This window comes from Pseudomonas sp. TMB3-21 (genome assembly GCF_054898145.1).
In genome coordinates this window covers 112,650-137,800 of sequence record NZ_CM142718.1, presented here as the reverse complement: position 1 = coordinate 137,800, position 25,151 = coordinate 112,650, and the positions used below count along the sequence as shown (strand labels likewise).

The window sequence follows — 25,151 nt, the reverse complement described above, 5'->3', positions numbered from 1 at the left end:
ATACGCCCCGTGTTGCGGAGAGCTGGCCGAGTGGCCGAAGGCGCTCCCCTGCTAAGGGAGTACACCTCAAAAGGGTGTCGGGGGTTCGAATCCCCCGTTCTCCGCCATTATTTGCGTAGTACGTTGTAATCTGGCTTCTCCGGTAAGTGGTTGAAATTACTAGAAAAAGCGCTTTACAAAAAGATTCGACGGCCTATAATGCGCGGCAACAAATGCACTCGTAGCTCAGCTGGATAGAGTACTCGGCTACGAACCGAGCGGTCACAGGTTCGAATCCTGTCGAGTGCACCATTTAAGAGTTGTTTGCAGTAACGCAAATGACTTGGCTTCAACCAGTTGTGATCTGGTATAAAACCACATATGCACTCGTAGCTCAGCTGGATAGAGTACTCGGCTACGAACCGAGCGGTCACAGGTTCGAATCCTGTCGAGTGCACCAAACACCAAAAAGCCTGCGTCTAACGCGGGCTTTTTGCTGTCCGGGATTTGGCTTTTTCCCTGGTGCATCCTCTCTCGTCAAATTCGATATGCGCGCTGCGTCCTCGCTTCGTGTCGTACCGATAACTTGTAGCGGAATTGCGAATGCTGACCTTGTCAGGTTTGCCCAATGCGCTTTCCACATCTTGCAGGCTCATACCAGCGACAATCCGCTGGTTGATGATTGCTTCGCGCCGTTCCCTGGCGCTGATCAAGGTGCCGCACTTGTCTTCGCTACGGCCGACGACAGTTGGTTCTCTCCTTTTGATTGTCATACCTGATGTTTCGCGTGACTCTGCCTCCGGCATCATTCCCACGATGGATCCCGGCGTAAAGGTGCGCACCTCCTGAACCAAAAAACTTTCCCCGGCTGCGCAGCTCAGTGTCGTGAACGTGACGCGCCCGTCGCTGGCTTCGCATCGGTGCACAGTGCTCGCACTGACTGCGAACGGCAGGCAGGGCAGGGCGATCAGCAAAAAGCAGCGAATAAGCAGTGACATTCAAGCGTCCTCCATGACGGTTTGCTGCAAAGCGTAGCTGCTTCATTTTTGAATGCGGGTGTGTTTTCTTTTCAGGATGAGTCGTCGCATTTGCAGGCATCAGACCGCTGCTCAGGTTTGTCTCGCAAGCGCTTGTTTCAGCCGCGATTTTTTAACGTTAAAAACCGTCGGGCGGTGTATCATTGCGCCCGTCAGCCCCGCCGGGGCTTGTGGAATACCTCCATGGACTTACCCAGTAGTTACTCAGTAAACCGTTTTTCCAATCATGAATTGACTGATTGATCCTTCCGGCGTGCCCCGCTGCTGGGAGTGGAGTTCGCCTATGTCTGAAGTTGAAGTAAAGAAAACACAAGAAAGCCTACAGGACCGCCTCGCTCAAGTTGTTGAGCTGTTGCAGCGTCAGCGCGTGGTCGAAGACCTGACGCATCGTCAGGAAGGCCCGAATCACGACCGTATCGAGAACCTGGTTCATCGGCAGAACCTGGTCGAGCTGCAACGCAAGCTCGATGACCTGCACTCCGCCGACGTCGCCTACATCCTAGAAGCCCTGCCGCTGGACGATCGCCTGACGCTGTGGCAGCTGGTCAAAGCTGATCGCGATGGCGACATCCTGCTTGAAGTGTCCGACTCGGTGCGTGAAACGCTGATCGCCGACATGGATGATCATGAGCTTCTGGCCGCCGCCAAAGACATGGACGCCGATGAACTCGCTGATCTGGCCTCCGAGCTGCCGCGAGATGTCGTCCATGAGCTCATGGAAACCCTCGATAGCCAGCAGCGCGAACGCGTTCGCTCGGCCTTGTCCTATGACGAGGAACAGGTCGGTGCGCTGATGGACTTCGAGATGGTGACGATCCGTGAGGATGTCAGTCTCGAAGTCGTTTTGCGGTACCTGCGCCGCCTCAAGGAATTGCCGGGGCATACCGACAAGTTGTTTGTGGTCGATTACGACGGTGTGCTCAAGGGCGTGCTGCCGATCAAGCGTCTGTTGGTCAACGACCCGGAGAAACAGGTGGCCGAGGTCATGGCCAGCGACCCGGTGAGTTTCCATCCCGACGAAGATGCCTACGATGCGGCACAGGCATTCGAACGTTACGACTTGATCTCGGCTCCTGTCGTCGACAAGAACGGCAAGCTCATCGGCCGTCTGACCATCGATGAAATGGTCGACCTGATTCGTGAAGAGAGCGAAAACGAAGTTCTCAACATGGCGGGTCTGCGTGAAGAGGAAGATATTTTCGCCTCGGTCTGGAAGTCCCTGCGTAACCGTTGGGCCTGGCTGGCGGTCAATCTGGTCACTGCGTTTATTGCTTCTCGAGTCATCGGTCTGTTTGAGGGCTCGATCGAAAAACTGGTGGCGTTAGCGGCGTTGATGCCGATCGTGGCCGGTATCGGCGGAAACTCGGGTAACCAGACCATCACCATGATTGTTCGGGCCATGGCGCTGGATCAGGTGAGCACCGGCAATACATCACGCCTGATGCGCAAGGAGCTGGCAGTCGGTTTGATCAATGGTCTGGTCTGGGGTGGGGTGATCGGTATCGTTGCCTATCTGCTCTATGACAGCTGGTCTCTCGGTGTGGTGATGACCGCAGCCATGACGCTCAACTTGTTGCTTGCCGCTTTGATGGGCGTGTTGATCCCCATGACTCTGGTGCGGCTGGGTCGCGATCCGGCGATGGGCGCCAGTGTGATGATCACCGCCATGACCGACAGTGGCGGCTTCTTCATCTTCCTGGGGCTGGCGACGATCTTCCTGCTCTGATTTTAAATGCCAAAAAACCCGCCAGATCGGCGGGTTTTTTTTGCCTGAATTTCGGACAAAAAAAAGCCGGCAATCAAGCCGGCCTTAAGTGTTCGGGTGTATCAGGAAGCGTCTGCGGCCAATTCTGCGTCATGAGCAATCAGCGACACCAGAGCATTCTGCTGGCGGTGCGAAAGCTGACGGAAACGTTGCAGCAGTTCACGTTCGTGGAGTGACAGCTCAGGGCTGTCCAGGCGCATGCTCAGTTCTTCGCCCAGTGCGCCTTCCTGAATCAGGCTTTGCTCAAGGCGCGCGATGATTTCGGAGTTCATGCTGCGATGATGATTGCGAGCCACCTCGGCAATGCGTTCACGCATTCCGTCTGGCAGACGTACGACGAACTTGTCAGCCGTACGGCTGGAATAAATTGCCTGTTTCAATGGGCGCATATATTTAACCGGTTAGTTCAGGGGAGCGGTTCTCGGGATTGGCCGCAGGATGTCTGATAGGACAAGAGCTCTGGCCAAATGTTCAACCTGGATTGATAAGGGCTCGCATCATGCCTTAAAGCAGCCAGTTCATTGGCGTCAATTCTGTGACAAATATTGAACTGAATAGAGGCTTTGTGCCAGCACCAATTGTCAGAAATGCGGACTGGTTGGAAAACTCAAAACATCCACATCACCGCCGCGTCCGATTGCACCCCGCGAACGCCAGAGACGTCTAAAGGTGCAAGATCTGCGGATTCAACCACCGTTCCCTACGGTATGGAGGATAGTGGCAATTGGCCGATTTACTAGTGGCATTTTGACAAAGGCTGCAAATCACGATGGACGGCAGTGCGGCACACTCAGAATAGGGCGTGACGATGTGTTGAGGGCAAATCTGAGGGAAAGATCGGGAAGGTAGCCGTAGCGATATCAGCGCAGCACCGGATCAAATTTGAACTTGCGCCCGGCTATTAGCGCCAGAAGGAAGAATGTCGAGAAAATGCCGCAGGCAATCAGGGGCAGGGTCAGCTCCGCAGTCTTCACGACGGTGAAATGGATCACGCCGCTCAATAGGGCCAAAATGAAAAAACCTGCTGCTGATTTCGACATGCTGCACTCCTGAAAAAATGAATCAAAATACCAAACGGTCGGAAGTTGGTGCGACTGGCAGCGGACTATGCTGACTGACTTCCTGGCCAACGAATCCACGTTGGTCACTCATGACAGCCAGTTGCGGCGCCTTTTGTACCTGGAGGTAATGCGGCATGTGCTGGGCTACTGGATTGGTGCTTTTATCCTGGGCAAAGTGAAACCCCACCAAAACTGCCAGTGCGACCGCATTCGAGAGTAAAAGGGCGCTGTTCATGAGCCTGCCTCCGTTGTTCTTGTGAACAGCAGAAGCAGCCTCCGTGCCAAGAGTCTAAAGCCTATTAATTCCTTTAAAAACAGTAAATTAGAGGATTTTCGGTAGGCTGGCACATTGCGTTTTGCATGGCAACGATTCCGGGGTCATGCAATTTGCACGGCGGGCGAATTCCAGGTGGATGCGTACCGCTTGCCTACACTTAAAAGGCCCCACGGACTACATGACAAAAACGGGCTTGGCCGTTACCATGCACGGCGTCCATCGCTGCTCGCTTTGCAGCTGCGATTTGTGTCTCAGTAGCTCAATTGGATAGAGCATCCCCCTCCTAAGGGGAAGGTTGCAGGTTCGAACCCCGCCTGGGACACCAACTACTTCTCGCCTCTCAAGGCTTCCCCCTTACCGATCGATTAGCGGTAGCGGCAGGGCGGCAGCATCAGGCAAAAGAAAGCCCCGCCGGGTCATACTCGTGCGGGGCTTTTTTATAGCTAATATCTGAAAGCCACTATTTCAAATACCACCCCCACGGCTGGTCACCGATGTACTCGGTCACCTGTTTGACCTCCAGGTAATTGTGCAATCCCCACTCGCCGAGTTCTCGGCCGATGCCGCTGTGTTTCATCCCGCCCCACGGCGCCTCGACGAAGGTCGGTTGCGAGCAGTTGATCCAGACAATCCCCGCCCTCAGTTGGTTGGCCACACGTGCGGTGCGTTGCAGATCCGCGCTCATGACCGCTGCAGCAAGACCGAAGCGGCTGGCATTGGCCATTTGCACGGCTTGCTCTTCGGTCTTGAAGCGTTTGATGCACAGCACCGGGCCGAACACCTCTTCGCGCCAGAGAATGCTGCTGTGTCCCGGTTCGTCGAAGATCGCCGGTTCGATGAAATAGCCTTCAGGCAGATGCGGCGGCCGCCGGCCGCCAGTGAGCAGGCGGGCGCCACTGGCAAGGCCCTGATCAATGAAACCGAGAACTTTATCGTGTTGGCCTTGGCTGACCAGCGGGCCAAGCAATACGCCCGTTTCCATCCCCGGACCTATGGTGATCTTGCGGGTTTCTTCGACCAGTTTTTCGATCAATCGCGAGGCGATGTTTTCCTGCACCAACAAACGTGAAGTAGCGCTGCACACCTGGCCCTGGTTCCAGAAAATGCCGAACAGAATCCACTCAACTGCGGCGTCGATGTCGGCGTCGTCGAACACAATGAACGCAGACTTGCCGCCCAGTTCGAGGCTGAGGTTCTTGATGTCGCGCGCGGCTGCCGACATGATTTTTTGCCCGGTGGGCACGCTGCCGGTGAAGGCCAGTTTGTCCACACCGGGATGCTCGGTCAGCGGACTGCCGGCATCGGCACCGAGCCCTGTCACCACGTTCAGCACCCCGGCCGGTAAACCGACGCGGTCAGCGGCCGCCGCCAGTTCCAGCGCGCAGAGCGATGTCAGCTCTGAGGGTTTGAGCACCAGCGTGGCGCCGGCGGCCAGGGCCGGCGCGACTTTCCAGGCGGCCATCAGCAGCGGGTAGTTCCATGGAATGATCTGCCCTGCAACGCCAATCGGTTCATGGCGAATGCGGCAGCGAAAGCGTGCGTCCGGCAATGCCAGCGGTCGATCCTGCTGCTGATCCAGTTCGCGGGCCAGGCGAGCGTAGTAGCGAAAGCAGCCGATGGCATCGCCGACATCCCACTGGGCTTCGGGCAATGGCTTGCCGTTGTCGCGCACTTCCAGTTCGGCCAGTACCTGCTGGCTGCTTTCCAGTTCGTCGGCCAATGCTTCCAGCCATTGCGCGCGCTCGGCACCGGTGGTTTGGCTCCAGCCGTTATCGAACGCGCGTCGGGCGGCGCGCACCGCGTGATCGATGTCTTCTTCGGTGCCCGCCGCCACCCGATGGAAAACCTGTTCGGTGGCCGGGTCGATGACATCCAGATAGCCACCCAGATCCGGGCTGACCCACTCTCCGTTGATGTAAAGCTGATCACGCATGGTCTGACTCCTGAACGCCGGTGCGGCGGTTTTGCAGCGAGCGGGAAGTGAATAGCAGCGCCAGTGAAGCGCAGATGATGACGGTCGAGACCGCGTTGATTTCGGGTGTCACACCGCGGCGGATCGATGAGAAAATGTAAATCGGCAAGGTCGTTTCCGAGCCAGCGACGAAAAACGCGATGATGAAATCGTCGAAGCTGAAGGTGAACGCGAGCAGGAATCCGGCCATGATCGCCGGGCTGATCTGCGGCAGGGTGACCCGCCAGAACGTTTGCATCGGCGGCGCGTACAGGTCCGCCGAAGCTTCGAGCAAGGCCTTGTCCAGGGAGTCGACACGGGTGCGCACGATCACCATCACTAGGGCCATGGTGAACAATGAATGCGCGGCGATCACGGTGAAGAAGCCCATGTTCAAGCGCGGCACGCTCGGTAGCCAGGTCATCAGCATCGGGTTGATCAAGTCGAACAGCGTGATGAACGCAATCAGTGTCGAGATGCCGATGACGATGCCCGGCACGATGATCGCGCAGTAGGTCAGCGCATCGAACAACAGGCGCACTTTCTTGCCTGCACGTTGCAGCCCGAATACTGCCAACGTCCCGAACAGGGTGGCGATGACCGCCGACGTGAAGGCAATGAACGCGCTATTGCCCAGCGCTTCCATGATGAACGGGTTGCCGAAGGCGCGACCAAACCACTGCACCGAACAGCATTCAAACGCCAGGCCACTGCGCCCGGCGTTGAAGCTGAACAGCACGATCAAGGCAATCGGTGCGTAGAGAAAAAGGTAGAGCGAAGTCGAATAGCTGCGCAGCCACATGTCACACACCTCCATCGGCAGGGCGGCCGCCGTAGCGCGCCACCAGTTTCAGATACACACCGATGATCAGCAGCATCATCGCCACCAGGGTCATTGCCAACGCGCTGCCGAAAGGCCAGTTGCGCGATTGCAGGAATAGATCGACCAATGCATTGCCGACGAAGAACACTTTGCCGCCACCGAGAATCGCCGGGATCAGGAATTCACCCATCAGCAAAATGAACACCAGCATCACCCCGGTAATGATCCCAGGCGCGGACAGCGGCAGAGTGATCCGCCGAAAGCTTTCGAACGCGCTGGCACCGAGGTCGGCCGAGGCTTCGAGCAGGCATTTGTCGAGTTTTTCCAGGCTGACGTAAATCGGGAACACCATCAGCGGCAAGTAGCCGTAGACGATGCCGATCAGCACCGCCCATGGCGTGTTGATCAGCCGCACGTCTTCCAGGCCCAGGCTGGCGAGCAAAGCCGGAATGCCTTTGCCGCTGAGGATGAAGATCCACGCGTACGTGCGGATCAGGAAACTCGTCCAGAACGGCACGATCACCAGTGTCAGCAACAGCGAGCGGTTGCGGGTGACCTTGACCGCCAGAAAGTACGCCAGCGGGTAGGCGGCCACCAGGCACACCAGCGTGCCCAGCGGCGCCAGCATCAGCGTGTTGCTGAACGCTGCGCCACGGGAGCCAAGGTTTAAATAATTGGCCAGGGTGAAGCCACCGGCGTAACCGCCCACGGCGCTGCGCTCGCCGAAACTGAAGACCAGGATGATCACCAGCGGCATCAGCAACAGCAGCAGGAACCACAAGGTAGAAGGCAGGAGCATCAGCAGGGTGATCCGTCGGCCGAGGCTGCGCCGCTGGCGAACCCCAACTGACAGGACATGGCCCGGCGACACCGTTTGCGGGTGGGCGGCGGTGTTCATGGGTGACTCCTCATTGGCCATGATCAGGCGGACTTGAAGCGCGCCATCAGTTCGGCGCGTGCCGGGCTGGTCAGCGTGGCGGCGGCGCCGAACTCCAGCGGGCTGAGCGCTTCGGCGGCCGGGTACATGATCGGATCGTCGAGCATCGCGGCGGGCAGCAAGGCATCGACGCGTTTGTCGCCGCTCGGGTAGCCGTGGCTCAACACTTCGAGCTTGTTGTGCTGCGGATCGAGCAGATAATTGATGAACGCGTAAGCCGCGTCCTTGTGCTCCGAGCTTTTCGGGATGGCGAAGAAATCACTCCACAACTCGCCGCCTTCCTTGCCCAGTGCGAACTGCATCTTCGCGTTGTCGCGATGCAATTGGGAGGCATCGCCGGTCCAGGACATCGCCAGCCAGGCATCGCCACTGCGCATGGACGGTTGGATATCGGAGTTGATCGCAAACAGGTGCGGCTTGACGTCGATCAGCAGTTTTTCGGCATCGGCCAGTTCTTTCGGGTCGAGAGAATTGAAGCTGTAGCCGAAGCTTTTCAGGGCGTTACCGATGGCGGTCAACTGGTAATCGTGAACGATCGTCCTGCCGCTGGCAGGGCCTTGCGCGGCCGCCCAGAACTCTTTCCAGCTGGCAGGGCCGTTCTTCAGTTTGCCGCTGTCGTAGAGCATGCCCGTGGTGCCCCAGTTTTTTGGCACCGCGTAAACCTTACCGTCCACTGTGCCTTGGGCCATGAACTTTTGTTGGAACGCCGACGCATCGAAATTGGGAATGCGCGACAGATCCAGCGGCTCGATCAATCCCAGGCCCACGTAGGTGCTGATGGTGTAGTTGGTGGGCACCAGCACGTCCCAGCCGCTGCCACCGGCCTGCAACTTGGCGAGCATCTCTTCGTTGGACCCGAACACGCTCATGGAGACGCGGGCGCCGGTGGTTTTGGCGAAGGCGTCGAGGTTTTCCTGACTGTGGTAGTTCGGCCACGTCGCCAGCGACAGGCGATCACCCAGCTTGGCCTGCTCGGCCGCTTGCGCACTGGACATCAGCAGGCCGGGCACGTTGACCGCGACCACCGCTGCGGCAATCCCCAGGCCCGTACGGCCAAGGAAATCGCGGCGGCTGATCGAGCCGTTCTGCCAACTGCGCAGGGTTTTGATAAAGGTCTTCTGGTCCATAACGCGCTCCACATCCGGTTGATGAATCGAGTCGATGATTTACAACGCCATGGCCAGGCCGTTGGCGTGATCCCAGCCGACGCTCACTGCCGCGCCGTGTTCGAATGCATGACTGCCGTGATCCTGCTGGCGCGGCACTCGCACGCACACCACGCCAAAGGCTTCGGTGCGTACGCGGTATTCGGTGGAATTACCGAGGTAGATGCGGTCTTCCACACAGCCGTGCAGTTTCACCTCGCGGGCCAGGTCGGCATTGGCGCCTGCGATGCTGATCAACTCCGGGCGCACGGCAATGCAACCGGCGGCGTCGGCGCTCAAGGCTTTGCCGGTGGGCGTCAACGGGCTGGTCAGTTCCAGGCCGTGTTCGGTACGCAGCACTACCGAATTGCCGTGCAGGTGGCGGACGGTGCCATTGAACAGATTGGATTCACCGATGAAGTCGGCGACGTAACGGCTGGCCGGGGCTTCGTAAAGCTGTTCCGGGGTGGCGGTCTGGATGATCGAACCGTTGTGCATCACGCTGATGCTGTCACTCATCGACAAGGCTTCTTCCTGGTCGTGGGTGACCAGCACAAACGTGATGCCGACCTCGCGTTGCAGACGCAGCAATTCCGATTGCATTTCCTTGCGCAACTTGCGATCAAGCGCTGCCAGTGGCTCGTCGAGCAGCAATACGGTCGGCTTGTTGACCAGCGCCCGCGCGAGGGCGACGCGTTGTTGCTGACCACCGGACAGCTCACTGGGCTTGCGTTGGCCGAAGCCGCTGAGCCGCACCATCTCCAGTGCTTCATCGGCCATGCGCAGCTGGGTTTTCTTGTCCGGCCGTGGCGTGCGATAGCGCAGGCCATAGGCGATGTTCTGCGCCACCGTCAGGTGCGGGAACAGGGCGTAATGCTGGAACACCATGTTCACCGGTCGCTCGAATGCCGGTACACCGGCGACGCTTTTGCCGGCCAGGCGCACTTCACCGCTGGTGGGTTGTTCGAAGCCGGCGATCATGCGCAGGGTGGTGGTTTTGCCGCAGCCCGAACCGCCGAGGAAGGAATGGAACGAGCCACGGCGTACCGCGAAGTTCAGGCCATCGACGGCCGACACCTCGCCATAACGTTTGACCACGTTGCAGAATTCGATATCGCTTGGCGGGTTGTCATTCACGGTGCGGGCTCCCTTGCAGTGATGAATCATCGCGTCGGGAATCAAACTAGCAATCGTGGTTTTGCGCTGTATATATCCCTTGGGGGATAGAGTCGCTTTCAGGTGTCAGGCTTCGACAAGGAGCTCCTGGCCGGTGAGGTCGCGGATAAACAAGCCGAGCAATTCGGACTGGCTGCAGATGCCGAGTTTGGCGTAGATGTGCTTGCGGTGAATCTTCACCGTGCCGGGGCTGATGCTCAGTTGTTCGGCCACCGAGGCACTGGAGTGGCCACGCAGCAGCAGCTGGACAATCTCCTGTTCACGGCCGGTGAGGATGTGCGCGCCGAACTGATCGAAAGCTTCGCGGATTTTGAAATCGAGGTCGTGCGCCGGACGCGGTTCTTGCGCCTGACGCAAGCGCCAGGCCTCGTTGATCACCTGTTCGACGACCGTTTGCGCACACTCGATCAGTTGCATTTCCTCACGGCTGAACGCGCAGCTGGCCGAGGAGCGCATCAACGACAGGACGGCCATGGCACCGCCGCCGAGTTCGACGAAAAACGCTACCTCTTCGGCAAGACCGGTCTGCTGGTAATAGGTCAGGTAGTACTCGCCAAGGTAGAAGTGATCGGGCGCGAACTGACGCAATCGCCACAGCCCGGGCGCCTGCCCGCGAATGCAGGCGAGGTAGAAAGGATCGAGCAGATACGGCCCACACTGATAATCATCGACGTACACCGCACGCTTGTCGGCGGCAAAGGTATCGAACAATGCCAACGGCCGATGATTGCCTTCATAGACGAACAGGACGAAATGGTCGACCGGGCACACCTGGCGCAACCAATGGGTTAACGCCGCTAAGCGTGCATGTCCCGCAGGCAGGTCAAGCAGATGGGCGACACCGGTGATCCACAGTTTGAGTTCCTTGGGGCGCATGGCGATTTCAGGCAAGAGTGGAGTGGGTTGAGATGCACAAATTACGCCATGGTTGTATGCGCCTTTGCAGGGCGGGGCGGGCCAGAGTGCGTCGCTGAAAAGACGCACCCTGATAGCGCCGAATGTTACCGAGTGCTACATGGGTGGTAGCAGAATTGGTGCATTGAGATGAACGGCTCGGCGGGTCGCGCAGAGCCGGGACCTCAGCGCAGCTTTTCCAGCATCTGGTAATACCACATGCCTGCCGCCAGCATCGGGTTGCCGAAGACGTCGCCGAACGGCACCTTGATGTGCTTGCAGCTGGCGAAGGTATCGAAGCGGCCGAGGCTGCCGGTGATCGCTTCGGCCATGATTTCGCCCATGATATGGCTGGTGGCGATGCCGTGCCCCGAATAACCCTGGCAGTACCAGACGTTGCTCGACAGCTTGCCAAGCTGTGGAATGCGGTTGACCACGATGCCCATGGCGCAGCTCCACTGGTACTCGATGTCCACACCCTTGAGCTGTGGAAATGTACGTTCGATACAGGGACGCAGTTCGCCGGCAATGTCCCGTGAGTCACGTCCGGAATAGTTGGCGCCGCCACCGAACAGCAAGCGGCCGTCGGCGGTCATGCGGTAGTAGTCGAGGACAAAACGACAGTCATAAACTGCCAAATCGTAGGGGTTGAGTTGTCGGGCCAGGACACCCAGAGGCGCGGTGGTCACGATGCCGCCCATCGCCGGGAAGATTTTGCCCTTGAGCTGCTTGGGTTCGAGCGCGTGATAAACGTCACCGGCCAGCATCACTTGTGTTGCATTGACTCGACCCTGTGCGGTGATGACAGCCGGACGGTCGCCGTGGACGATCCCCAGCACCTCGGAGTGCTCGTAGATCTGCACACCCAGACTCTCTGCCGCGCGTGCCTCGCCGATGCACAGGTTGAGCGGGTGCAGGTGCAGATTTCGGGTGTTCTTCAGCGCGCCCAAATACTGCTCGCTTGCCAGGTGGTTTCGTATTTCGGCGCGGTCCAGCAAGGTGACGCTGTCACCCAGGCCGCGACGTTGCGCTTCATCATGGAAGCTGCGCAGCTCGTTCATATGAGCGGGTTTCATCGCTGCATGCAGATGACCGTGCTTGAGGTCGCAGTCGATGCCGTACCTGGCGACGCGGGACTCGATAATTTCCTGGCCGCGCCAGCGCAGGCACCAGATAAAGTCGTCCACTTGCGTGCCGAGCGACTCGCGCATCTGCTTGCGCATGGCCTCGTCGCCAGACAGGCTGCTGGTGACCTGACCGCCGTTGCGACCGCTCGCCCCCCAGCCGATTTTGTGAGTTTCGATCAGGGCGACTTTGAGGCCGCGCTCGGCCAGTTCCACCGCGCTGGCAACGCCCGTAAAACCACCGCCGATGATGACGACGTCAACACTCACTTCACCCTGCAAGGTCGGGTAGTCGGTCTCATGCTTAAGGGTTGCGCTGTAATAGGAATTCGTCCGCTCGGCGGCGGGGATGACGGCATTATTCATGGCGGTCATGGGTTCGCTCTTCATTGGATTGTGTTCGGCCGTGTTCGGCAACGGTTTCACATGAATGCGAGGGCTGTGTCTGGTGGGCGCGCATGACGGCAGTGCCACAGGGTGCAAAAAGCCAGAATGATATGGAGCAGGAGATCTTGCCACGGACGGGCTCGCACCTTCGGGAAGGAAGGGCGAGGATGGCGATGGATCAAGCACAGGAGCGAAATCATGGTCCGCGATGCTCCTACCCTTTGAATGTTCGTTAAATCAGTATTTGTGAACCTTTAGTTATTGCCCGATTAAACAACCGCGGCGACCTGCTGACCACCGCGGCTGAACGTAAAGAATCAGAACGCCAGCGATGCGCCGTCTTCCGGAATATCTACGCGACTCTCGATACCCTGCTTCTTGACATAGGTGCGCAATTCTTCACGGGTCAGGGACATATGGTTGATGGCGTCCATGTGCACGGCGACGATTTTCGCGTCTTTGGCGGCCTTTGAAGCGCGCAGAACGTCCTCTTCACCCATGATGATCGCACCCTCAAAGCCGGTCATTTTTGCTTTCCCGGCATTGAGCACGATGACCTCGGGGTGATATTTCTCGATGGTCTGGTCGACCTCTTTACGCCAGATAGTGTCACCGGCGAGGTAGAGCGTCTTGTAGCCTGGCGCTTGAAAAACCACGCCCATGGCTTCGCCCAGAGGTTTCGCAAGCGCGGGTACGGCATACATTTCGTCGGTGCCATGCTGACCACCGGTCTTGGTGATTTTGACGCCGCCGAATTCAGCTTCACCAGTCAATACCCGCACATTCTTGAAACCCTGGGAGCGAATCAGCTGTGCATCTTCTTCATGTTGAGCGAACAGTGGGATGTCTTTGGGCAGCGCTTTTTGTGCAGCATCGTCCCAGTGGTCAAGGTGCGTATGCGTGACGATGACGGCGTCGACGCCGGCGATCACTTCTGCGGGCGATTCGGTCAGATCAACCAGCGGATTGCGCAGGTTGCTGCGGTAGGTATTTTCAAACCCTGGGTAGGCTCCCTTTTTGGCCAGCATCGGGTCGATCAGGAAGGTCGTGCCGCCGTAGGTGATTTTCACCGTGGCATTACGAACTTGCTGCAACTCCACCTTATGGGATGCATCTGGCGCATTGGAGACGTTTGAGCCTGCAAATGCGGGTGTGGCGGCAGCCGCGCAAGCAAGGCTGAGAGCAAGAGGAAGCGTTCTGAAGTTCATTTGATTAATCCTGTTGATACGTCGAGAACACCATTCTTGCCGAATACTTTGAAGCCTGACAGTGGCCCGAGTGACATATTGCGATATAATCGGGCCAACTGACGAATCTTCCCTGAGGCTGCCTGATGCAATCCATACGTGTTGCCGTGCTGGCTTTTAACGGCGTGAGCCTGTTCCATCTTTCTGTGCCGGGAGTGGTGCTGGGGACTGCTCAATCCGCGCAGGATGAACCTCAATATGAGGTCAGTTACTGTGCGGAAACGCCGGGCATGGTGAGTTGCGACCAAGGCATTGGCCTGGAGGTCACTCAAGGTCTGGAGCTGATGAAGACCGCTGAGGTCATTGTCATTCCAGCGTGGGGTGATCAATCGGTTGCTGCATCTGCAACGCTTGTTCAGGCGCTCCAGCAGGCTAATGCCGAGGGAAAGCTCATCGTCGGGCTATGTTTGGGCGCATTTGTGCTCGGAGATGCCGGGTTACTCGACGGGAAAGAGGCAACCACTCACTGGGCCGTCCGGGACGAGTTTGCGCGACGTTTCCCTGCGGTTCGCTTCAGGCCCGAGGTGCTCTACGTCAGCGATGGCAATATCGTGACCTCTGCAGGAACCGTGGCGGCGATCGATTGTTGCCTTCATCTGGTCCGCCAGCGACTGGGTGCTGATGTGGCGAATCGCACAGCGAAGATGCTGGTGACACCGCCGTACAGGCAGGGCGGACAAGCTCAATACGTTGAGCATCCCGTGCCGCAACTGTCCAGCGAGACTCATCTGTCGGATGTGCTGATATGGGCCCGGATGAATCTTGCCAGTGATCTGTCGCTCGACGTCCTGGCGGACAGGGCGAAAATGAGCAGGCGCACGTTCACTCGCAAGTTCAAGGAGGCGACGGGCAGTACCGTCTCGCAATGGTTGAACGCTGAGCGCGTTGTCAGAGCGCAAGAACTCCTGGAAACGACTGACTTGCCGATTGAATGTGTTGCCAGTGAAGCGGGTTTTGGAACTCCCTTGTCGTTGAGGCAGCAATTCGGCCTTCACCTCGGCACGTCACCTTCTGAATATCGGCGAACGTTTTTTCGCGAGATCAAACCTGCCCGGAAAGCGAGCGGCAGTGAGGGTACGGCCTGATCGCTCTCAAAAATGCCTCGTAGGATCAATCCTCACGGGGCTTTTTTGCGCCTGCAATTAACACCTTACTCACCACCAACCCAGTCAACATCCGCACGCAAAATCTCACCCCCGCGCCTTCAATAAATGCCCCCGCTGGCCGATAACCCGAACAGTCATGACCTCTCCAATAAATTGTCTGGAAATCCTCGATGCTGTCGTATCACCAAAAGCGTTTTCTGATCGTCGATGATTTCTCGGATTTCCGCAGTTCCGTGCGTTCGATGCTGCGCGAGTTGGGCGTGAAGGATGTGGACACTGCTGATACTGGCGAGCAGGCGCTGCGCATGTGTTCACAGAAGGCCTACGATTTCATCCTGCAGGATTTCCACCTGGGCGATGGCAAGAAGAACGGGCAGCAGGTGCTTGAAGACCTGATGATCGAAAAGCTGATCAGCCATGAAGCGGTGTTCGTCATGGTCACGGCCGAAACCAGTCAGGCGATGGTACTCAGTGCCCTGGAACACGAGCCCGATGCTTACCTGACCAAGCCGTTCAACCGTGCAGGTCTGGCGCAACGGCTGGAGCGACTGGAGCAGCGCAAGACGTTGCTCAAGCCGATCCTGCAAGCGCTGGATCGCGGCAAACCGGTGGAGGTATTGAATGCGTGTATTGCCCTGTGCAAACAGGACGCGCGCTATTCGCCGTTGTGTCTGCGCTACCGCGCCGATGCGTTGCGTGATCTCAACCAGAACGAAGCGCTGGAACGTCTCTATGACAGCATCATCGCTGATCGACCGCAGCCTTGGGCGTTCGCGGGTTTGGGTAAATTGCTGCACAAGCGCGGCCAGATCAGCCAGGCCAAAGGCGTCTACGAGAAAGCCCTGAAAGTGTTCCCGATGATGCCGGCGCTGTACGACGGCATGGCCGATGTGCTGATAGCCGAAGGTGACAGCAAGGCTGCGCAGGAGATTCTCGAGGAGGCGATTCGCCTGTCACCGCTGGCGGTGCGTCGTCAGGCACTGCTGGGCAAACTGGCGATGGCCAACGAAGATTTCGAGACCGCTTCCAAAGCCTATCGGCAGGCCGTGAGCCAAGGCGCGCAATCGCGTTTCAAGGATGCAGAAAGCAACCTTGGCCTGGCCCACGCGCTGATCAGCAAAGGCAGTGACAAGGGCCTGGATACGCGCACCCGGCTGGAGATCAACACCACGCTGAGTGCAGTGGCCAAGGACAACCCGACCGATCCGGGCCTGCAAATCCGGGCTCGATTGATGAAAGCCACCAGCCTGCTGCTCAACGACGCCGAAACCGCCGAGAAGCTCACGGAGCAGGCGATGCAGCGACTCGATGGCATGGAGCAGTTCATGAGCGCCGAAGCCGCGCTGTTGGTGGCCAAGCAGTTGCAGGTGCTTGGCCAGCCTGAAGCCGGTAATTCGATGCTGAAAAACTGCGCGGAAATTTACGGTGACGACCCCGCGGTGATGCAGGGCATTGCCAAGCTGACCGACGACCCGAGCATCCTCAATTCCGGTAACGCGGCAGCCGACCTCAACCGGCAGGGCGTGCGGGTGTACAAAACCGGCAATCTGGTGGAAGCGCGTGAGGTATTCCGCAAAGCCCTGGCGCTGCAGCCGAAGAACATCAGCATCGCGCTGAACATGGCCCAGTCGCTGCTGCACGGCACCGATACCAGTGTGCCGTCGGCGGAGCTCGAGGAATGCCGGGCCTGCCTCAAAACAGTGGGCCTGATGCCTGATACCGACGCGCGTCATGCGCGCTTCCAGAAACTGAAACAAAAGGCATTCGGCGAATGAATCACGACGACCCGGCACTCGATTTTTCCACGGTGATCGCCTCCACCGTGCACGACATGAAGAATTCCTTGGCGATGTTGATGCAGGCCCATAGCCAATGGCTGACGCGCTTGCCCGACTCCGCGCGCAATACGCCGGAGCAAGGCGTGATCGACTTCGAATTCGCCCACCTCAACAGTATGCTGGTGCAACTGCTGGGGTTGTACAAACTCGGCGTTAATCAGATGCCATTGCAACCGGCATATCACGAGCTGGACGACTTCATCGAAGCGCAACTCGCCTGCCATCAGGACGTATTTGCCAGTCGCGGGATCATGGCCACCTATGAGGTCGATCCGCTGTGCCCGCTGGGTTTTTTCGACCGCGAATTGATCGCCTCAGTGCTGGCCAACACCATCAACAACGCCATTCGTTTCGCGCGCCATGCGCTGCTGATCAGCGTCAGCGATGAAGCCGGTCAGTTGGTATTGACCGTCAACGACGACGGTGACGGTTACCCGCCAGAAATGATCGAGCGCCAGGCCGATTACGTGCAAGGCATCAATCACAGCAGCGGCAGCACAGGGTTGGGCTTGTATTTTGCCGGCCGCATTGCCGCGTTACATCAGCGCAATGGCATTGGCGGGCACACCGAGATCAGCAATGGCGGAGCCTTGGGCGGCGGCGTGTTCCGCCTGTGTCTGCCTTGATATTTCTTTTTGTTTTAGCTGCTTGATATTCTGAACACGCGGAGCCTATTTTGTGCAGGTCGCCGTTCGCGGCTCGTACAACAACAAGGATTGCGTCATGACAACCGATGGCCAGGGTTCACTCGCGCAGCGATTGGCCGGCATTGATGAGATTGAATGTGTCACGCCGGATTTGAACGGCGTACCACGCGGTAAGGTAATGACCGCCGAGGGTTTCCTCGAAGGACGACGTTTGCAGCTGGCGCGGGGCGTATTGCTGCAATGCATCATGGGCGGATATCCGCCGGCACGGTTCTACGGCAGCGATGACGGCGACCTCGCGTTGATCGCCGACCCTGCACAGATCCACCGCTTGCCCTGGAGCAAGCAACCACGCGCCCTGGCCATCTGCGACGCCGATGAGCTGACCGGCGAAAGCTCCAACCTGTCGACCCGTGGCCAGCTCAAAGCGGTCATCGCCCGTTACGCGGCGCTGGGCCTGGCGCCGGTGGTGGCGACCGAGCTGGAATTTTTTGTCTTTGCGCCGAACACCGATCCCAACCAACCCTTTCAGCCGCCGGTGGGTCTGGACGGCCGACGCGAAGACGGTCATTCGGCGTTCAGCATCAGCTCCAACAACGGCTTGCGTCCCTTCTTCAGTGAAGTCTATGAATGCATGGCGGCCCTTGATTTGCCCCGCGACACGTTCATGCACGAAATGGGCGTCAGCCAGTTCGAGATCAACTTGCTGCACGGCGATCCGCTGTTGCTGGCCGACCAGACATTCCTTTTCAAACATCTGCTCAAAGAAGTTGCGCTCAAGCATGGCCTGACCGTGGTCTGCATGGCCAAGCCGCTGGCGCACACCCCGGGCAGCTCGATGCACATTCATCAGAGCATCGTCGAGATCGGCAGCGGGCGTAATGTGTTCAGCGACGATAAAGGAGAACCGACCGCGACCTTCCGTCACTTTATCGGCGGTAAGCAGGCCGGCATGGCCGACTTTACCGCGTTGTTTGCGCCGAACGTCAACTCGTACCAGCGCCTGTGCCATCCCTTCGCATCGCCGAATAATGCCTGCTGGTCACACGACAACCGCGCCGCCGGACTGCGCATTCCGGCCAGTTCGCCGGCCGCTCGTCGGGTCGAAAATCGCTTGCCGGGGGCCGATGCCAATCCATACCTGGCCATCGCCGCGAGCCTGGCCGCCGGTTTATATGGCATCGAGCACAAGCTGGAGCCCAGCGAGGCGATTCAGGGCGTATTCGAGGTGCCGGACAATCTTTCGTTACCGTGTACCTTGCACGCCGCTCTCGAGCGTCTGAAGCGTAGTCAATTGGCGAAGGAACTGTTCGGCACGGAGTTCATCGAAGGCTACGTCGCTTCGAAGTCCATGGAATTGACCAGCTTCTTCGATGAAATTACTCCCTGGGAGCGCCGTGTTCTGGCCGCCCAGGCCTGACGATTCGTCGTCATCAGGCTATCTTTTCGGATAGCCCGAACTCCATTTCTGCAGGAGCGAGGCTTGCCTGCGAAGACGTTGGTACATTCAACATTCATGTTGACTGACACACCGTCATCGCGGGCAAGCCTTGCTCCCACAGAGTGACTCACTGCAAGGAGCCGCTCGGAACGCCGATGCGCCAAATCTGGAAACCTTTTCGAGCGCTGTATTTCTCCTCGCTGATGATGCTGATCGGCTCTGGTTTGCTCAGCACTTACCTTGCCCTGCGCCTGGCTGCCGACAATGTCGACAGCCTGTGGGTCGGCGCGTTGATGGCGGCCAACTATTTTGGCCTGGTACTGGGCGGCAAGATCGGCCATCGGTTGATCGCCCGGGTCGGGCATATTCGAGCGTACTCGGCCTGCGCCGGGATCGTCGGCGCGGCGGTGCTGGGCCATGGTCTGGTGGACTGGCTGCCGGCGTGGATATTCCTGCGGGTCATCGTCGGCCTCGGCATGATGTGCCAATACATGGTCATCGAAAGCTGGCTGAACGAGCAGGCTGAAGCGTCGCAACGCGGGGCGGTGTTCAGCGGCTACATGATTGCTTCTTATCTGGGGCTGGTGCTGGGTCAGCTGATTCTGGTCATGCATCCGGGCCTCGGTCCGGAACTGCTGATGCTGGTCGCGCTGTGCTTCGCCCTGTGCCTGGTGCCGGTGACGTTGACCCAGCGGATTCACCCGGCGGCACTGCATCCGGCCCCCATGGAACCGCGGTTCTTTATGAAACGCGTGCCGCAGTCATTGAGCACGGTGATGGGCGCGGGGTTGATCATCGGCTCGTTCTACGGTCTGGCGCCACTGTATGCCTCGCAACAGGGGCTGAGCACCGAACAGGTCGGTCTGTTCATGGGTAGCTGCATTTTTGCCGGGCTACTGGTGCAGTGGCCGTTGGGCTGGCTGTCGGACCGTTATGACCGGGCGCTGTTGATTCGCTGTTTTGCGCTGGTGCTGGCAGTGGCGGCGTTGCCGCTGGCAATCATGAAAGATGTGCCGCTGGAGGTGTTGTTCGTCACTGGCTTCATTTGTTCATTGGTAAAATTTTGCCTGTATCCACTGGCGGTGGCGTTTTCCAATGACCATGTCGAGGCAGATCGCCGGGTATCGCTGACGGCCATGCTGCTGGTGACTTACGGCATCGGCGCGAGCATCGGACCGTTGGTGGCCGGTGTATTGATGAAAGTGTTGGGCAGTCAGATGCTCTATGCGTTCTTCAGTTTCTTTGCCTTGGTGCTGGTCTGGCGGATCCGTCCGAAAGCGGTCACTAACCTGCATCAGGTGGAGGATGCGCCGCTGCATCACGTCGCCATGCCGGACAGCATGTCGAGTTCGCCGCTGGTGGCCTGCCTCGACCCGCGGGTTGATGAGCAAGTGGTGCACGAGCAGATGCATAACCCTGTTGAGCCGGAACCAGAGCCGGAGCCAGAGCCGGAACCTGCGCCCGAGACAGAAACGCCGCCGGAAGACCCGGACGCGGGGCGCGAGCAGAGTTTTACCGAGGCCAGGCCTTAACCTGCTGGCGTGATAAAAGCGAAGGCATAAAAAAACGGGCAGTCACCGCAAGGGACTGCCCGTTTTTGATGGAGCTGCGTATCAGAAGTCGTCTTTGTCGAAGCGTCGTGCTTCACGCTGCAACTGGTAGACGAAACGCTCGACTTGACGCTGCACCAGGCCGCTCATGTTATGAAAACGGATGCCGGCGAAGGTGGTGGAGATTTTTTCTTCAAAGTGCAGATAACGCAACTCGACCGGAGCACTCATCTTGCCAAACGGCAGGTCAACGGCGAAGCGGTCGTAAACCTGACCAAGCTGCAAACTGCTGGTGATGTCACCCTCGAAACGCAACTTGCAACCGGTAGCCGAGATGTCGAGCAGCTTGCCGCTGATGGGTTTCTTCAGCTTCTCGCCGTCCAGATCGACGCTCACCAATTGCGCGAGTTTCAACGCTGCGCGAAACGCATTGCGACGTTGGTGGTAAACCACCTCGTCAGGCAAAGGCCCGCGGTAGCAGCGACTGTCGCCCGATTCATCGAGGCTCAAGGGGCCGTTGCTGTCCCAGGCGATGCGCACACCGTCGTGAAAACCTTCGACCTTGAACGGTTCGCCGGCCAGCAAAAAGCGTTCGCCATCACGCGGGATCATTTCATCGAAAGCGATGGTGCCACTGTCCCGGTCAACATCAACCAGATAGCTCTGGAAGCGATGGGTACGCTCCAGAAAGGTGATGATCAACGGGTCATGACTGTCTTGCAGCTGGCGCAGGTTGCCGGAGATTTCCAACGGTGTGCTAAGCACCTTGGGTGGCTGCGGCGCATCTTCCGCGTTGAGGGCATTGGACACGGTTCATCAATCTCCAGACAGAATAAGACTACGGCTGGCCAGTATATTGCCAGCAAGTGTCGCGTCTTGATAGGGCGAGGGCAATAGCAGCTTCAAGCCTGGCTGAGCGGCCGAGGCTTCGACAGCTTGGCGGTAGATCCACGGGCATCATAAAGTGCTGGCGGTTCACCGCCGGTGAGGATTTTCAGCTGATTGGCGGTCGCCGCCTGCTGGACCAGAATCGATTGGCCGTTGTTGCCGTTTGCGGCCTGGCATTGAGCCAGAAGATCCGTCAACACGTCACTCTGCGCCAATAACTGATCGCCGATGCTCGACTGGCTGGCGAGTTGCTCCAGACCACTGCGATCGGTCGGCAGGTTGAGACTGGCGAGGAGTTCACTGCGCTTGCGGCCATGCTGTTCAAGCAGAATGATCATTGCCTGCTTCTGCGCCAGAATTTCTTCGAGCAAAGGCATGTCGCGACCGTGCAAGGCGATGGATTCGGTTTGCAATAACTCCAGCAAATGTTGCGCTGGAGCAAAGTCGTCGGTGATCAGTTGCAGTAGATTAGTGTCGTGCATGGCTGGCCTTGGGGTTTAAGCGTCCAAAAGCCTGGCGCAGGCGGTGGCCTAGCGCTGGGCTTCGAAGTTGAGCAGTTTGCTGGCTACACGGTTGCTGTCGACTTTATAGCTGCCATCGGCAATCGCGGCTTTCAACTCGGCCACACGGGCTTTGTCTACGGCGGGCTGATCGCGCAGCTTGTCAGTGACCTTCTGCAACTGTTGAGCCTCATTGCTGAGGTGTACCGATTCCCCGCTCTTGGTGGCATTGGCCTGTTCGGCCGGGGTAGTCAGCGGCGCGGATTTGCCTGCTTCGGCAACGTCCTTGGTGGCGCTGGTACGTGTAGTGCCCGTTAGTGGCGAGGAGCTGTTTAAACGGCTGAAATCAATGACCATGATCGTAAAAACCTCTAGGTATTTGGACGCTTGCCATGTTTTCGGCTCTCCCTTGGAAAACTTTAGGCCCATTTTTCAAGAAATGAGCCCGCACGCGCCAGCAATTCTCTGCATAGGCACAGTTTAGGGAACAGCCTCGGGCAACGCCACTTTTCACCGGCAGAGAATCCTACATGGACACTTCCACTTGGCCAGGCGCGGTGACCTGCGCCTTGATGACTCGCTTGGAGTTGAGGTTTTTTACGCGAATCTGCTCGCTCATGCCACCGTTGGCCATGGCCTCGCCGGGCATGCGCACGCTGAGCGTGCCGCTGCGGGCGGTGATCACTACCTGATCGCCTTTGCGAATGACTTCGGCCTGCTCCAGGTGGACCAGCGTAATGACCTGATCGGCGACCATTGGTCGGGTCAATCGTTGCCCGATCGCCTGGTCCAGCGTGGTCAGGTAGCCCTGACTGATCAGGCTGATGTCGCGTTCACGCATCCCGACATCTTCGGGCTGAACAATATCGGCACGTCTTAACGGACGAGTGGTCGTCACAATCTCTCGAAACAGGCGGACTTGAGCGGGTACGAACACCGTCCAGGGCGAGGCACCCTCGCAGCGAACCTTGACCGTTACCCGTCCCAGTGGCTTCGCCGGACTCTCCAGAGACGCTGTCAATTCCTTGTCGCACATGGGCATGCGCAACCTTGGATCAAGCTGGTTGACCTGTATCTCGTAGCGGCCTTCCGTTTGACTGGTTGCCAGATAGTCCTCTACGGTGAATTCAAGAAAGCCCTGGGTCACGCCGATAAGCATATCAGGCAAGGTAACCGCGTCAGCATGGGCAGGGCTGCCAGCGTTGAACAGGCAGACGGCCGACATCGCACAGAGCAATCTGCGCAAGGTTGATGTCAGGCGTCGGAAAAATGTCGGTTCTGAGTTCATACGGGTTAAAAAGCAAGCGCCGTGCCGTTTAGTGATGAATGTGCGTCGCAACACACTTAGAGCGTTGATGTAGGAGTCTGGGCATGGCTGGGGTAATGGATTCAGTAAACCAGCGCACGCAACTGGTGGGGCAGAATCGCCTTGAGCTGTTGTTGTTCCGTCTGGACGGGCAGCAGCTGTACGGGATCAACGTGTTCAAGGTTCGCGAGGTGCTGCAATGCCCCAAGCTGACCCTGATGCCCAAGTCCAGTCCCGTCGTGTGCGGTGTGGCCAGTATCCGGGGGGCGACCATTCCGATCCTCGATCTGGCGATGGCGACCGGTTCGGGTGCACTGAAAGATCAAAGCAATCCGTTCGTGATCATCACGGAATACAACACCAAGACGCAGGGTTTCCTGGTGCGCTCGGTGGAACGTATCGTCAACATGAACTGGGAAGAGATCCATCCGCCGCCCAAGGGCACCGGGCGCGATCACTACCTGACGGCGGTGACTCGGGTCGACAATCAGTTGGTCGAAATCATCGACGTCGAAAAGGTGCTGGCCGAAGTAGCGCCAACGCCGGAAGCGATTTCGGTGGGTGTGGTCGATGTCGAAACCCAGCACAAGGCGTTGTCGTTGCGGGTATTGACGGTCGATGACTCTTCAGTGGCACGAAAGCAGGTCACGCGTTGTCTGCAGACAGTCGGTGTCGAAGTGGTGGCGCTGAACGACGGTCGGCAAGCGCTGGATTACCTGCGCAAGCTGGTTGACGAGGGCAAGAAGCCGGAAGAAGAGTTCCTGATGATGATTTCCGACATCGAGATGCCGGAAATGGACGGGTACACACTCACGGCTGAAATCCGCAGCGACCCACGCATGCAAAAATTGCACATCATCCTGCACACTTCGTTGTCGGGCGTGTTCAATCAGGCGATGGTCAAGAAAGTCGGAGCCGATGACTTTCTCGCCAAGTTCCGTCCTGATGACCTGGCATCCCGGGTAGTCAACCGGATCAAAGCAGCAGATAACAGCTAGGGACCTTCTGTCCCTGGCGGTCAACACGATTTAAGAGGCGGCATCTTTGTCTACGGGTAATTTGGATTTCGAACAGTTCCGGGTCTTCCTGGAAAAAGCCTGTGGCATTCTGCTCGGTGAAAACAAGCAGTATCTGGTCTCGAGCCGTCTCAACAAACTGATGGAGCAGCAAGGCATCAAGTCGTTGGGTGAGTTGGTTCAACGCATCCAGACCCAGCCGCGCAGCGGTTTGCGCGAGATGGTGGTGGACGCCATGACGACCAACGAAACCCTGTGGTTTCGTGACACCTATCCGTTTGAAGTGTTGAAGAACAAGGTGCTGCCGGAAGCGATCAAGGCCGCTCCGGGCCAGCGTCTGCGTATCTGGTCGGCGGCGTGTTCGTCGGGGCAGGAACCGTATTCGCTGTCGATGTCGATCGATGAGTTCGAGCGGGTCAACATGGGTCAGCTGAAGTCAGGTGTGCAAATCGTTGCCACTGATTTGTCCGGCACCATGCTGACCAACTGCAAGACCGGCGAGTACGACAGCCTGGCGCTCGGCCGTGGTTTGTCGCCCGAGCGTCTGCAGCGTTACTTCGACCCGAAAGGGGCGGGACGCTGGGCGATCAAGGCGCCGATCAAGAGCCGCGTGGAGTTCCGCTCGTTCAACCTGCTGGACAGCTATGCGAGCCTCGGCAAGTTCGACATCGTGTTCTGCCGCAACGTGTTGATCTACTTCTCTGCCGAGGTGAAGAAGGACATTCTGTTGCGTATCCACAGTACGTTGAAGCGTGGTGGTTATCTGTTCCTTGGCGCATCCGAAGCGCTGAACGGTTTGCCGGATCATTACCAGATGGTCCAGTGCAGCCCGGGGATTATCTACCAGGCGAAGTGATGGTTGGCGGTACGAAAAACGGGAGTCCTCAGCGGCTCCCGTTTTTTTTTTGCCTGCCAACCACCTCCCTGGCACCGCTGCCACTGTAGGAGTGAGCCTGCTCGCGATGGCGTCGTGTCAGTCGACATGTTATCGGCTGTAACTCCGCGATCGCGAGCAGGCTCACTCCTACAAGGGGCAGGTCGTGTTCTTTGGAGGGT

General features: G+C 58.2%; 24 protein-coding genes and 4 tRNA genes. 12 read left to right on the top strand and 16 right to left on the bottom strand.

Translation table 11 applies throughout. The features are described 5' to 3' along the window. The first annotated feature begins 16 nt into the window (after positions 1 to 16). The 3 genes from ACYZTS_RS00835 (at position 17) to ACYZTS_RS00825 (ending at position 439) form a co-directional block, all read left to right on the top strand. Positions 17 to 107 (top strand) — tRNA-Ser (locus tag ACYZTS_RS00835). A 107-nt stretch (positions 108 to 214) separates the two neighbouring features. Beyond that, positions 215 to 291: transfer RNA gene (locus tag ACYZTS_RS00830), tRNA-Arg, on the top strand. Between the two features lie 71 nt (positions 292 to 362). Then, positions 363 to 439: transfer RNA gene (locus ACYZTS_RS00825), tRNA-Arg, on the top strand. A 19-nt stretch (positions 440 to 458) separates the two neighbouring features. On the opposite strand, the gene ACYZTS_RS00820 is transcribed toward ACYZTS_RS00825, so the two are convergent. Beyond that, positions 459 to 977, bottom strand: a complete 519-nt coding sequence (locus ACYZTS_RS00820) for a hypothetical protein (RefSeq protein WP_028620559.1) — start codon at positions 975 to 977, stop codon at positions 459 to 461. A gap of 322 nt (positions 978 to 1,299) precedes the next feature. On the opposite strand from ACYZTS_RS00820, the gene mgtE reads away from it, so the two are divergent. Next, positions 1,300 to 2,742, top strand: a complete 1,443-nt coding sequence (gene mgtE / locus ACYZTS_RS00815; RefSeq protein WP_028620558.1) for a magnesium transporter — start codon at positions 1,300 to 1,302, stop codon at positions 2,740 to 2,742. 101 nt (positions 2,743 to 2,843) lie between these two features. On the opposite strand, the gene ACYZTS_RS00810 is transcribed toward mgtE, so the two are convergent. From ACYZTS_RS00810 to ACYZTS_RS00800, 3 genes are all read right to left on the bottom strand, one after another. After that, a complete protein-coding gene (locus ACYZTS_RS00810; RefSeq protein ID WP_028620557.1) occupies positions 2,844 to 3,170 on the bottom strand; it encodes an Arc family DNA-binding protein in 327 nt (108 codons plus the stop codon). Positions 3,171 to 3,641: 471 nt separating this feature from the next. After that, positions 3,642 to 3,821 (bottom strand): PA3371 family protein, encoded by a 180-nt coding sequence (locus ACYZTS_RS00805; RefSeq protein WP_028620556.1) that lies wholly within the window; start codon positions 3,819 to 3,821, stop codon positions 3,642 to 3,644. A 22-nt stretch (positions 3,822 to 3,843) separates the two neighbouring features. Next, positions 3,844 to 4,077 (bottom strand): hypothetical protein, encoded by a 234-nt coding sequence (locus tag ACYZTS_RS00800; RefSeq protein ID WP_081832431.1) that lies wholly within the window; start codon positions 4,075 to 4,077, stop codon positions 3,844 to 3,846. Between the two features lie 290 nt (positions 4,078 to 4,367). Here ACYZTS_RS00800 and ACYZTS_RS00795 point away from each other — a divergent pair. Next, positions 4,368 to 4,444 (top strand) — tRNA-Arg (locus ACYZTS_RS00795). A 135-nt stretch (positions 4,445 to 4,579) separates the two neighbouring features. On the opposite strand, the gene ACYZTS_RS00790 is transcribed toward ACYZTS_RS00795, so the two are convergent. The 8 genes from ACYZTS_RS00790 to ACYZTS_RS00755 all read right to left on the bottom strand — a co-directional run bounded on the left by ACYZTS_RS00790 (position 4,580) and on the right by ACYZTS_RS00755 (position 13,764). Then, the gene (locus ACYZTS_RS00790) at positions 4,580 to 6,052 is read right to left on the bottom strand and encodes an aldehyde dehydrogenase family protein (protein WP_461993310.1); all 1,473 of its coding nucleotides are present in this window, start codon (positions 6,050 to 6,052) and stop codon (positions 4,580 to 4,582) included. Next, positions 6,045 to 6,872 carry an ABC transporter permease gene (locus tag ACYZTS_RS00785; RefSeq protein WP_461993308.1) on the bottom strand — a complete coding sequence of 276 codons (828 nt, stop codon included), beginning with the start codon at positions 6,870 to 6,872 and terminating at the stop codon, positions 6,045 to 6,047. The genes ACYZTS_RS00790 and ACYZTS_RS00785 overlap by 8 nt, the downstream gene beginning before the upstream one ends. Position 6,873: 1 nt before the next feature. Continuing rightward, positions 6,874 to 7,791, bottom strand: coding sequence for an ABC transporter permease (locus ACYZTS_RS00780; protein WP_461993306.1), 918 nt, complete (start codon positions 7,789 to 7,791; stop codon positions 6,874 to 6,876). Between the two features lie 23 nt (positions 7,792 to 7,814). After that, positions 7,815 to 8,957, bottom strand: coding sequence for an ABC transporter substrate-binding protein (locus ACYZTS_RS00775; protein ID WP_461993304.1), 1,143 nt, complete (start codon positions 8,955 to 8,957; stop codon positions 7,815 to 7,817). Positions 8,958 to 8,996: 39 nt separating this feature from the next. Continuing rightward, a complete protein-coding gene (locus ACYZTS_RS00770) occupies positions 8,997 to 10,142 on the bottom strand; it encodes an ABC transporter ATP-binding protein (RefSeq protein ID WP_461996556.1) in 1,146 nt (381 codons plus the stop codon). 75 nt (positions 10,143 to 10,217) lie between these two features. Continuing rightward, the gene (locus tag ACYZTS_RS00765) at positions 10,218 to 11,027 is read right to left on the bottom strand and encodes a response regulator transcription factor (protein WP_461993302.1); all 810 of its coding nucleotides are present in this window, start codon (positions 11,025 to 11,027) and stop codon (positions 10,218 to 10,220) included. A gap of 203 nt (positions 11,028 to 11,230) precedes the next feature. Further along, positions 11,231 to 12,535 carry an NAD(P)/FAD-dependent oxidoreductase gene (locus tag ACYZTS_RS00760; RefSeq protein ID WP_461996554.1) on the bottom strand — a complete coding sequence of 435 codons (1,305 nt, stop codon included), beginning with the start codon at positions 12,533 to 12,535 and terminating at the stop codon, positions 11,231 to 11,233. 338 nt (positions 12,536 to 12,873) lie between these two features. Beyond that, positions 12,874 to 13,764, bottom strand: a complete 891-nt coding sequence (locus ACYZTS_RS00755) for an MBL fold metallo-hydrolase (RefSeq protein ID WP_028622182.1) — start codon at positions 13,762 to 13,764, stop codon at positions 12,874 to 12,876. Positions 13,765 to 13,889: 125 nt separating this feature from the next. On the opposite strand from ACYZTS_RS00755, the gene ACYZTS_RS00750 reads away from it, so the two are divergent. The 5 genes from ACYZTS_RS00750 to ACYZTS_RS00730 all read left to right on the top strand — a co-directional run bounded on the left by ACYZTS_RS00750 (position 13,890) and on the right by ACYZTS_RS00730 (position 20,367). Continuing rightward, on the top strand, positions 13,890 to 14,888 hold the full coding sequence (locus ACYZTS_RS00750; protein ID WP_461993300.1) for a GlxA family transcriptional regulator: 999 nt from the start codon (positions 13,890 to 13,892) through the stop codon (positions 14,886 to 14,888). A gap of 191 nt (positions 14,889 to 15,079) precedes the next feature. Beyond that, on the top strand, positions 15,080 to 16,684 hold the full coding sequence (locus ACYZTS_RS00745) for a response regulator (RefSeq protein ID WP_461993298.1): 1,605 nt from the start codon (positions 15,080 to 15,082) through the stop codon (positions 16,682 to 16,684). Next, positions 16,681 to 17,373 (top strand): sensor histidine kinase, encoded by a 693-nt coding sequence (locus tag ACYZTS_RS00740; protein ID WP_461993296.1) that lies wholly within the window; start codon positions 16,681 to 16,683, stop codon positions 17,371 to 17,373. The genes ACYZTS_RS00745 and ACYZTS_RS00740 overlap by 4 nt, the downstream gene beginning before the upstream one ends. 199 nt (positions 17,374 to 17,572) lie before the next feature. Beyond that, positions 17,573 to 18,814, top strand: coding sequence for a glutamine synthetase family protein (locus ACYZTS_RS00735; protein ID WP_461996553.1), 1,242 nt, complete (start codon positions 17,573 to 17,575; stop codon positions 18,812 to 18,814). Between the two features lie 176 nt (positions 18,815 to 18,990). Further along, positions 18,991 to 20,367, top strand: coding sequence for an MFS transporter (locus ACYZTS_RS00730; RefSeq protein WP_461993294.1), 1,377 nt, complete (start codon positions 18,991 to 18,993; stop codon positions 20,365 to 20,367). 81 nt (positions 20,368 to 20,448) lie between these two features. On the opposite strand, the gene ACYZTS_RS00725 is transcribed toward ACYZTS_RS00730, so the two are convergent. The 4 genes from ACYZTS_RS00725 to flgA all read right to left on the bottom strand — a co-directional run bounded on the left by ACYZTS_RS00725 (position 20,449) and on the right by flgA (position 23,061). Continuing rightward, positions 20,449 to 21,195, bottom strand: a complete 747-nt coding sequence (locus tag ACYZTS_RS00725) for a flagellar brake protein (RefSeq protein ID WP_461993292.1) — start codon at positions 21,193 to 21,195, stop codon at positions 20,449 to 20,451. Positions 21,196 to 21,287: 92 nt separating this feature from the next. Next, positions 21,288 to 21,755, bottom strand: coding sequence for a flagella synthesis protein FlgN (locus ACYZTS_RS00720; RefSeq protein WP_461993290.1), 468 nt, complete (start codon positions 21,753 to 21,755; stop codon positions 21,288 to 21,290). A 48-nt stretch (positions 21,756 to 21,803) separates the two neighbouring features. Next, positions 21,804 to 22,130 (bottom strand): flagellar biosynthesis anti-sigma factor FlgM, encoded by a 327-nt coding sequence (gene flgM, locus ACYZTS_RS00715; RefSeq protein WP_028622190.1) that lies wholly within the window; start codon positions 22,128 to 22,130, stop codon positions 21,804 to 21,806. 169 nt (positions 22,131 to 22,299) lie between these two features. Further along, positions 22,300 to 23,061, bottom strand: coding sequence for a flagellar basal body P-ring formation chaperone FlgA (gene flgA, locus ACYZTS_RS00710; RefSeq protein WP_028622191.1), 762 nt, complete (start codon positions 23,059 to 23,061; stop codon positions 22,300 to 22,302). Between the two features lie 83 nt (positions 23,062 to 23,144). On the opposite strand from flgA, the gene ACYZTS_RS00705 reads away from it, so the two are divergent. Continuing rightward, positions 23,145 to 24,077, top strand: a complete 933-nt coding sequence (locus ACYZTS_RS00705; RefSeq protein ID WP_028622192.1) for a chemotaxis protein CheV — start codon at positions 23,145 to 23,147, stop codon at positions 24,075 to 24,077. Positions 24,078 to 24,123: 46 nt separating this feature from the next. Continuing rightward, positions 24,124 to 24,951, top strand: a complete 828-nt coding sequence (cheR, locus tag ACYZTS_RS00700; RefSeq protein WP_461993287.1) for a protein-glutamate O-methyltransferase CheR — start codon at positions 24,124 to 24,126, stop codon at positions 24,949 to 24,951. Positions 24,952 to 25,151 lie beyond the last annotated feature (200 nt).

Coding starts and splice junctions, on each gene's coding strand:
- ACYZTS_RS00745 (WP_461993298.1), top strand. CDS start 15,080: ATGCTGTCGTATCACCAAAAGCGTTTTCTGATCGTCGATGATTTCTCG.
- mgtE (WP_028620558.1), top strand. CDS start 1,300: ATGTCTGAAGTTGAAGTAAAGAAAACACAAGAAAGCCTACAGGACCGC.
- ACYZTS_RS00785 (WP_461993308.1), bottom strand. CDS start 6,872: ATGTGGCTGCGCAGCTATTCGACTTCGCTCTACCTTTTTCTCTACGCA.
- ACYZTS_RS00780 (WP_461993306.1), bottom strand. CDS start 7,791: ATGAACACCGCCGCCCACCCGCAAACGGTGTCGCCGGGCCATGTCCTG.
- ACYZTS_RS00820 (WP_028620559.1), bottom strand. CDS start 977: ATGTCACTGCTTATTCGCTGCTTTTTGCTGATCGCCCTGCCCTGCCTG.
- ACYZTS_RS00730 (WP_461993294.1), top strand. CDS start 18,991: ATGCGCCAAATCTGGAAACCTTTTCGAGCGCTGTATTTCTCCTCGCTG.
- ACYZTS_RS00705 (WP_028622192.1), top strand. CDS start 23,145: ATGGCTGGGGTAATGGATTCAGTAAACCAGCGCACGCAACTGGTGGGG.
- flgA (WP_028622191.1), bottom strand. CDS start 23,061: ATGAACTCAGAACCGACATTTTTCCGACGCCTGACATCAACCTTGCGC.
- flgM (WP_028622190.1), bottom strand. CDS start 22,130: ATGGTCATTGATTTCAGCCGTTTAAACAGCTCCTCGCCACTAACGGGC.
- ACYZTS_RS00800 (WP_081832431.1), bottom strand. CDS start 4,077: ATGAACAGCGCCCTTTTACTCTCGAATGCGGTCGCACTGGCAGTTTTG.
- ACYZTS_RS00775 (WP_461993304.1), bottom strand. CDS start 8,957: ATGGACCAGAAGACCTTTATCAAAACCCTGCGCAGTTGGCAGAACGGC.
- ACYZTS_RS00750 (WP_461993300.1), top strand. CDS start 13,890: ATGCAATCCATACGTGTTGCCGTGCTGGCTTTTAACGGCGTGAGCCTG.
- ACYZTS_RS00760 (WP_461996554.1), bottom strand. CDS start 12,535: ATGAATAATGCCGTCATCCCCGCCGCCGAGCGGACGAATTCCTATTAC.
- ACYZTS_RS00735 (WP_461996553.1), top strand. CDS start 17,573: ATGACCGCCGAGGGTTTCCTCGAAGGACGACGTTTGCAGCTGGCGCGG.
- ACYZTS_RS00810 (WP_028620557.1), bottom strand. CDS start 3,170: ATGCGCCCATTGAAACAGGCAATTTATTCCAGCCGTACGGCTGACAAG.
- ACYZTS_RS00740 (WP_461993296.1), top strand. CDS start 16,681: ATGAATCACGACGACCCGGCACTCGATTTTTCCACGGTGATCGCCTCC.
- ACYZTS_RS00805 (WP_028620556.1), bottom strand. CDS start 3,821: ATGTCGAAATCAGCAGCAGGTTTTTTCATTTTGGCCCTATTGAGCGGC.
- ACYZTS_RS00770 (WP_461996556.1), bottom strand. CDS start 10,142: ATGATTCATCACTGCAAGGGAGCCCGCACCGTGAATGACAACCCGCCA.
- ACYZTS_RS00765 (WP_461993302.1), bottom strand. CDS start 11,027: ATGCGCCCCAAGGAACTCAAACTGTGGATCACCGGTGTCGCCCATCTG.
- ACYZTS_RS00790 (WP_461993310.1), bottom strand. CDS start 6,052: ATGCGTGATCAGCTTTACATCAACGGAGAGTGGGTCAGCCCGGATCTG.
- ACYZTS_RS00755 (WP_028622182.1), bottom strand. CDS start 13,764: ATGAACTTCAGAACGCTTCCTCTTGCTCTCAGCCTTGCTTGCGCGGCT.
- ACYZTS_RS00720 (WP_461993290.1), bottom strand. CDS start 21,755: ATGCACGACACTAATCTACTGCAACTGATCACCGACGACTTTGCTCCA.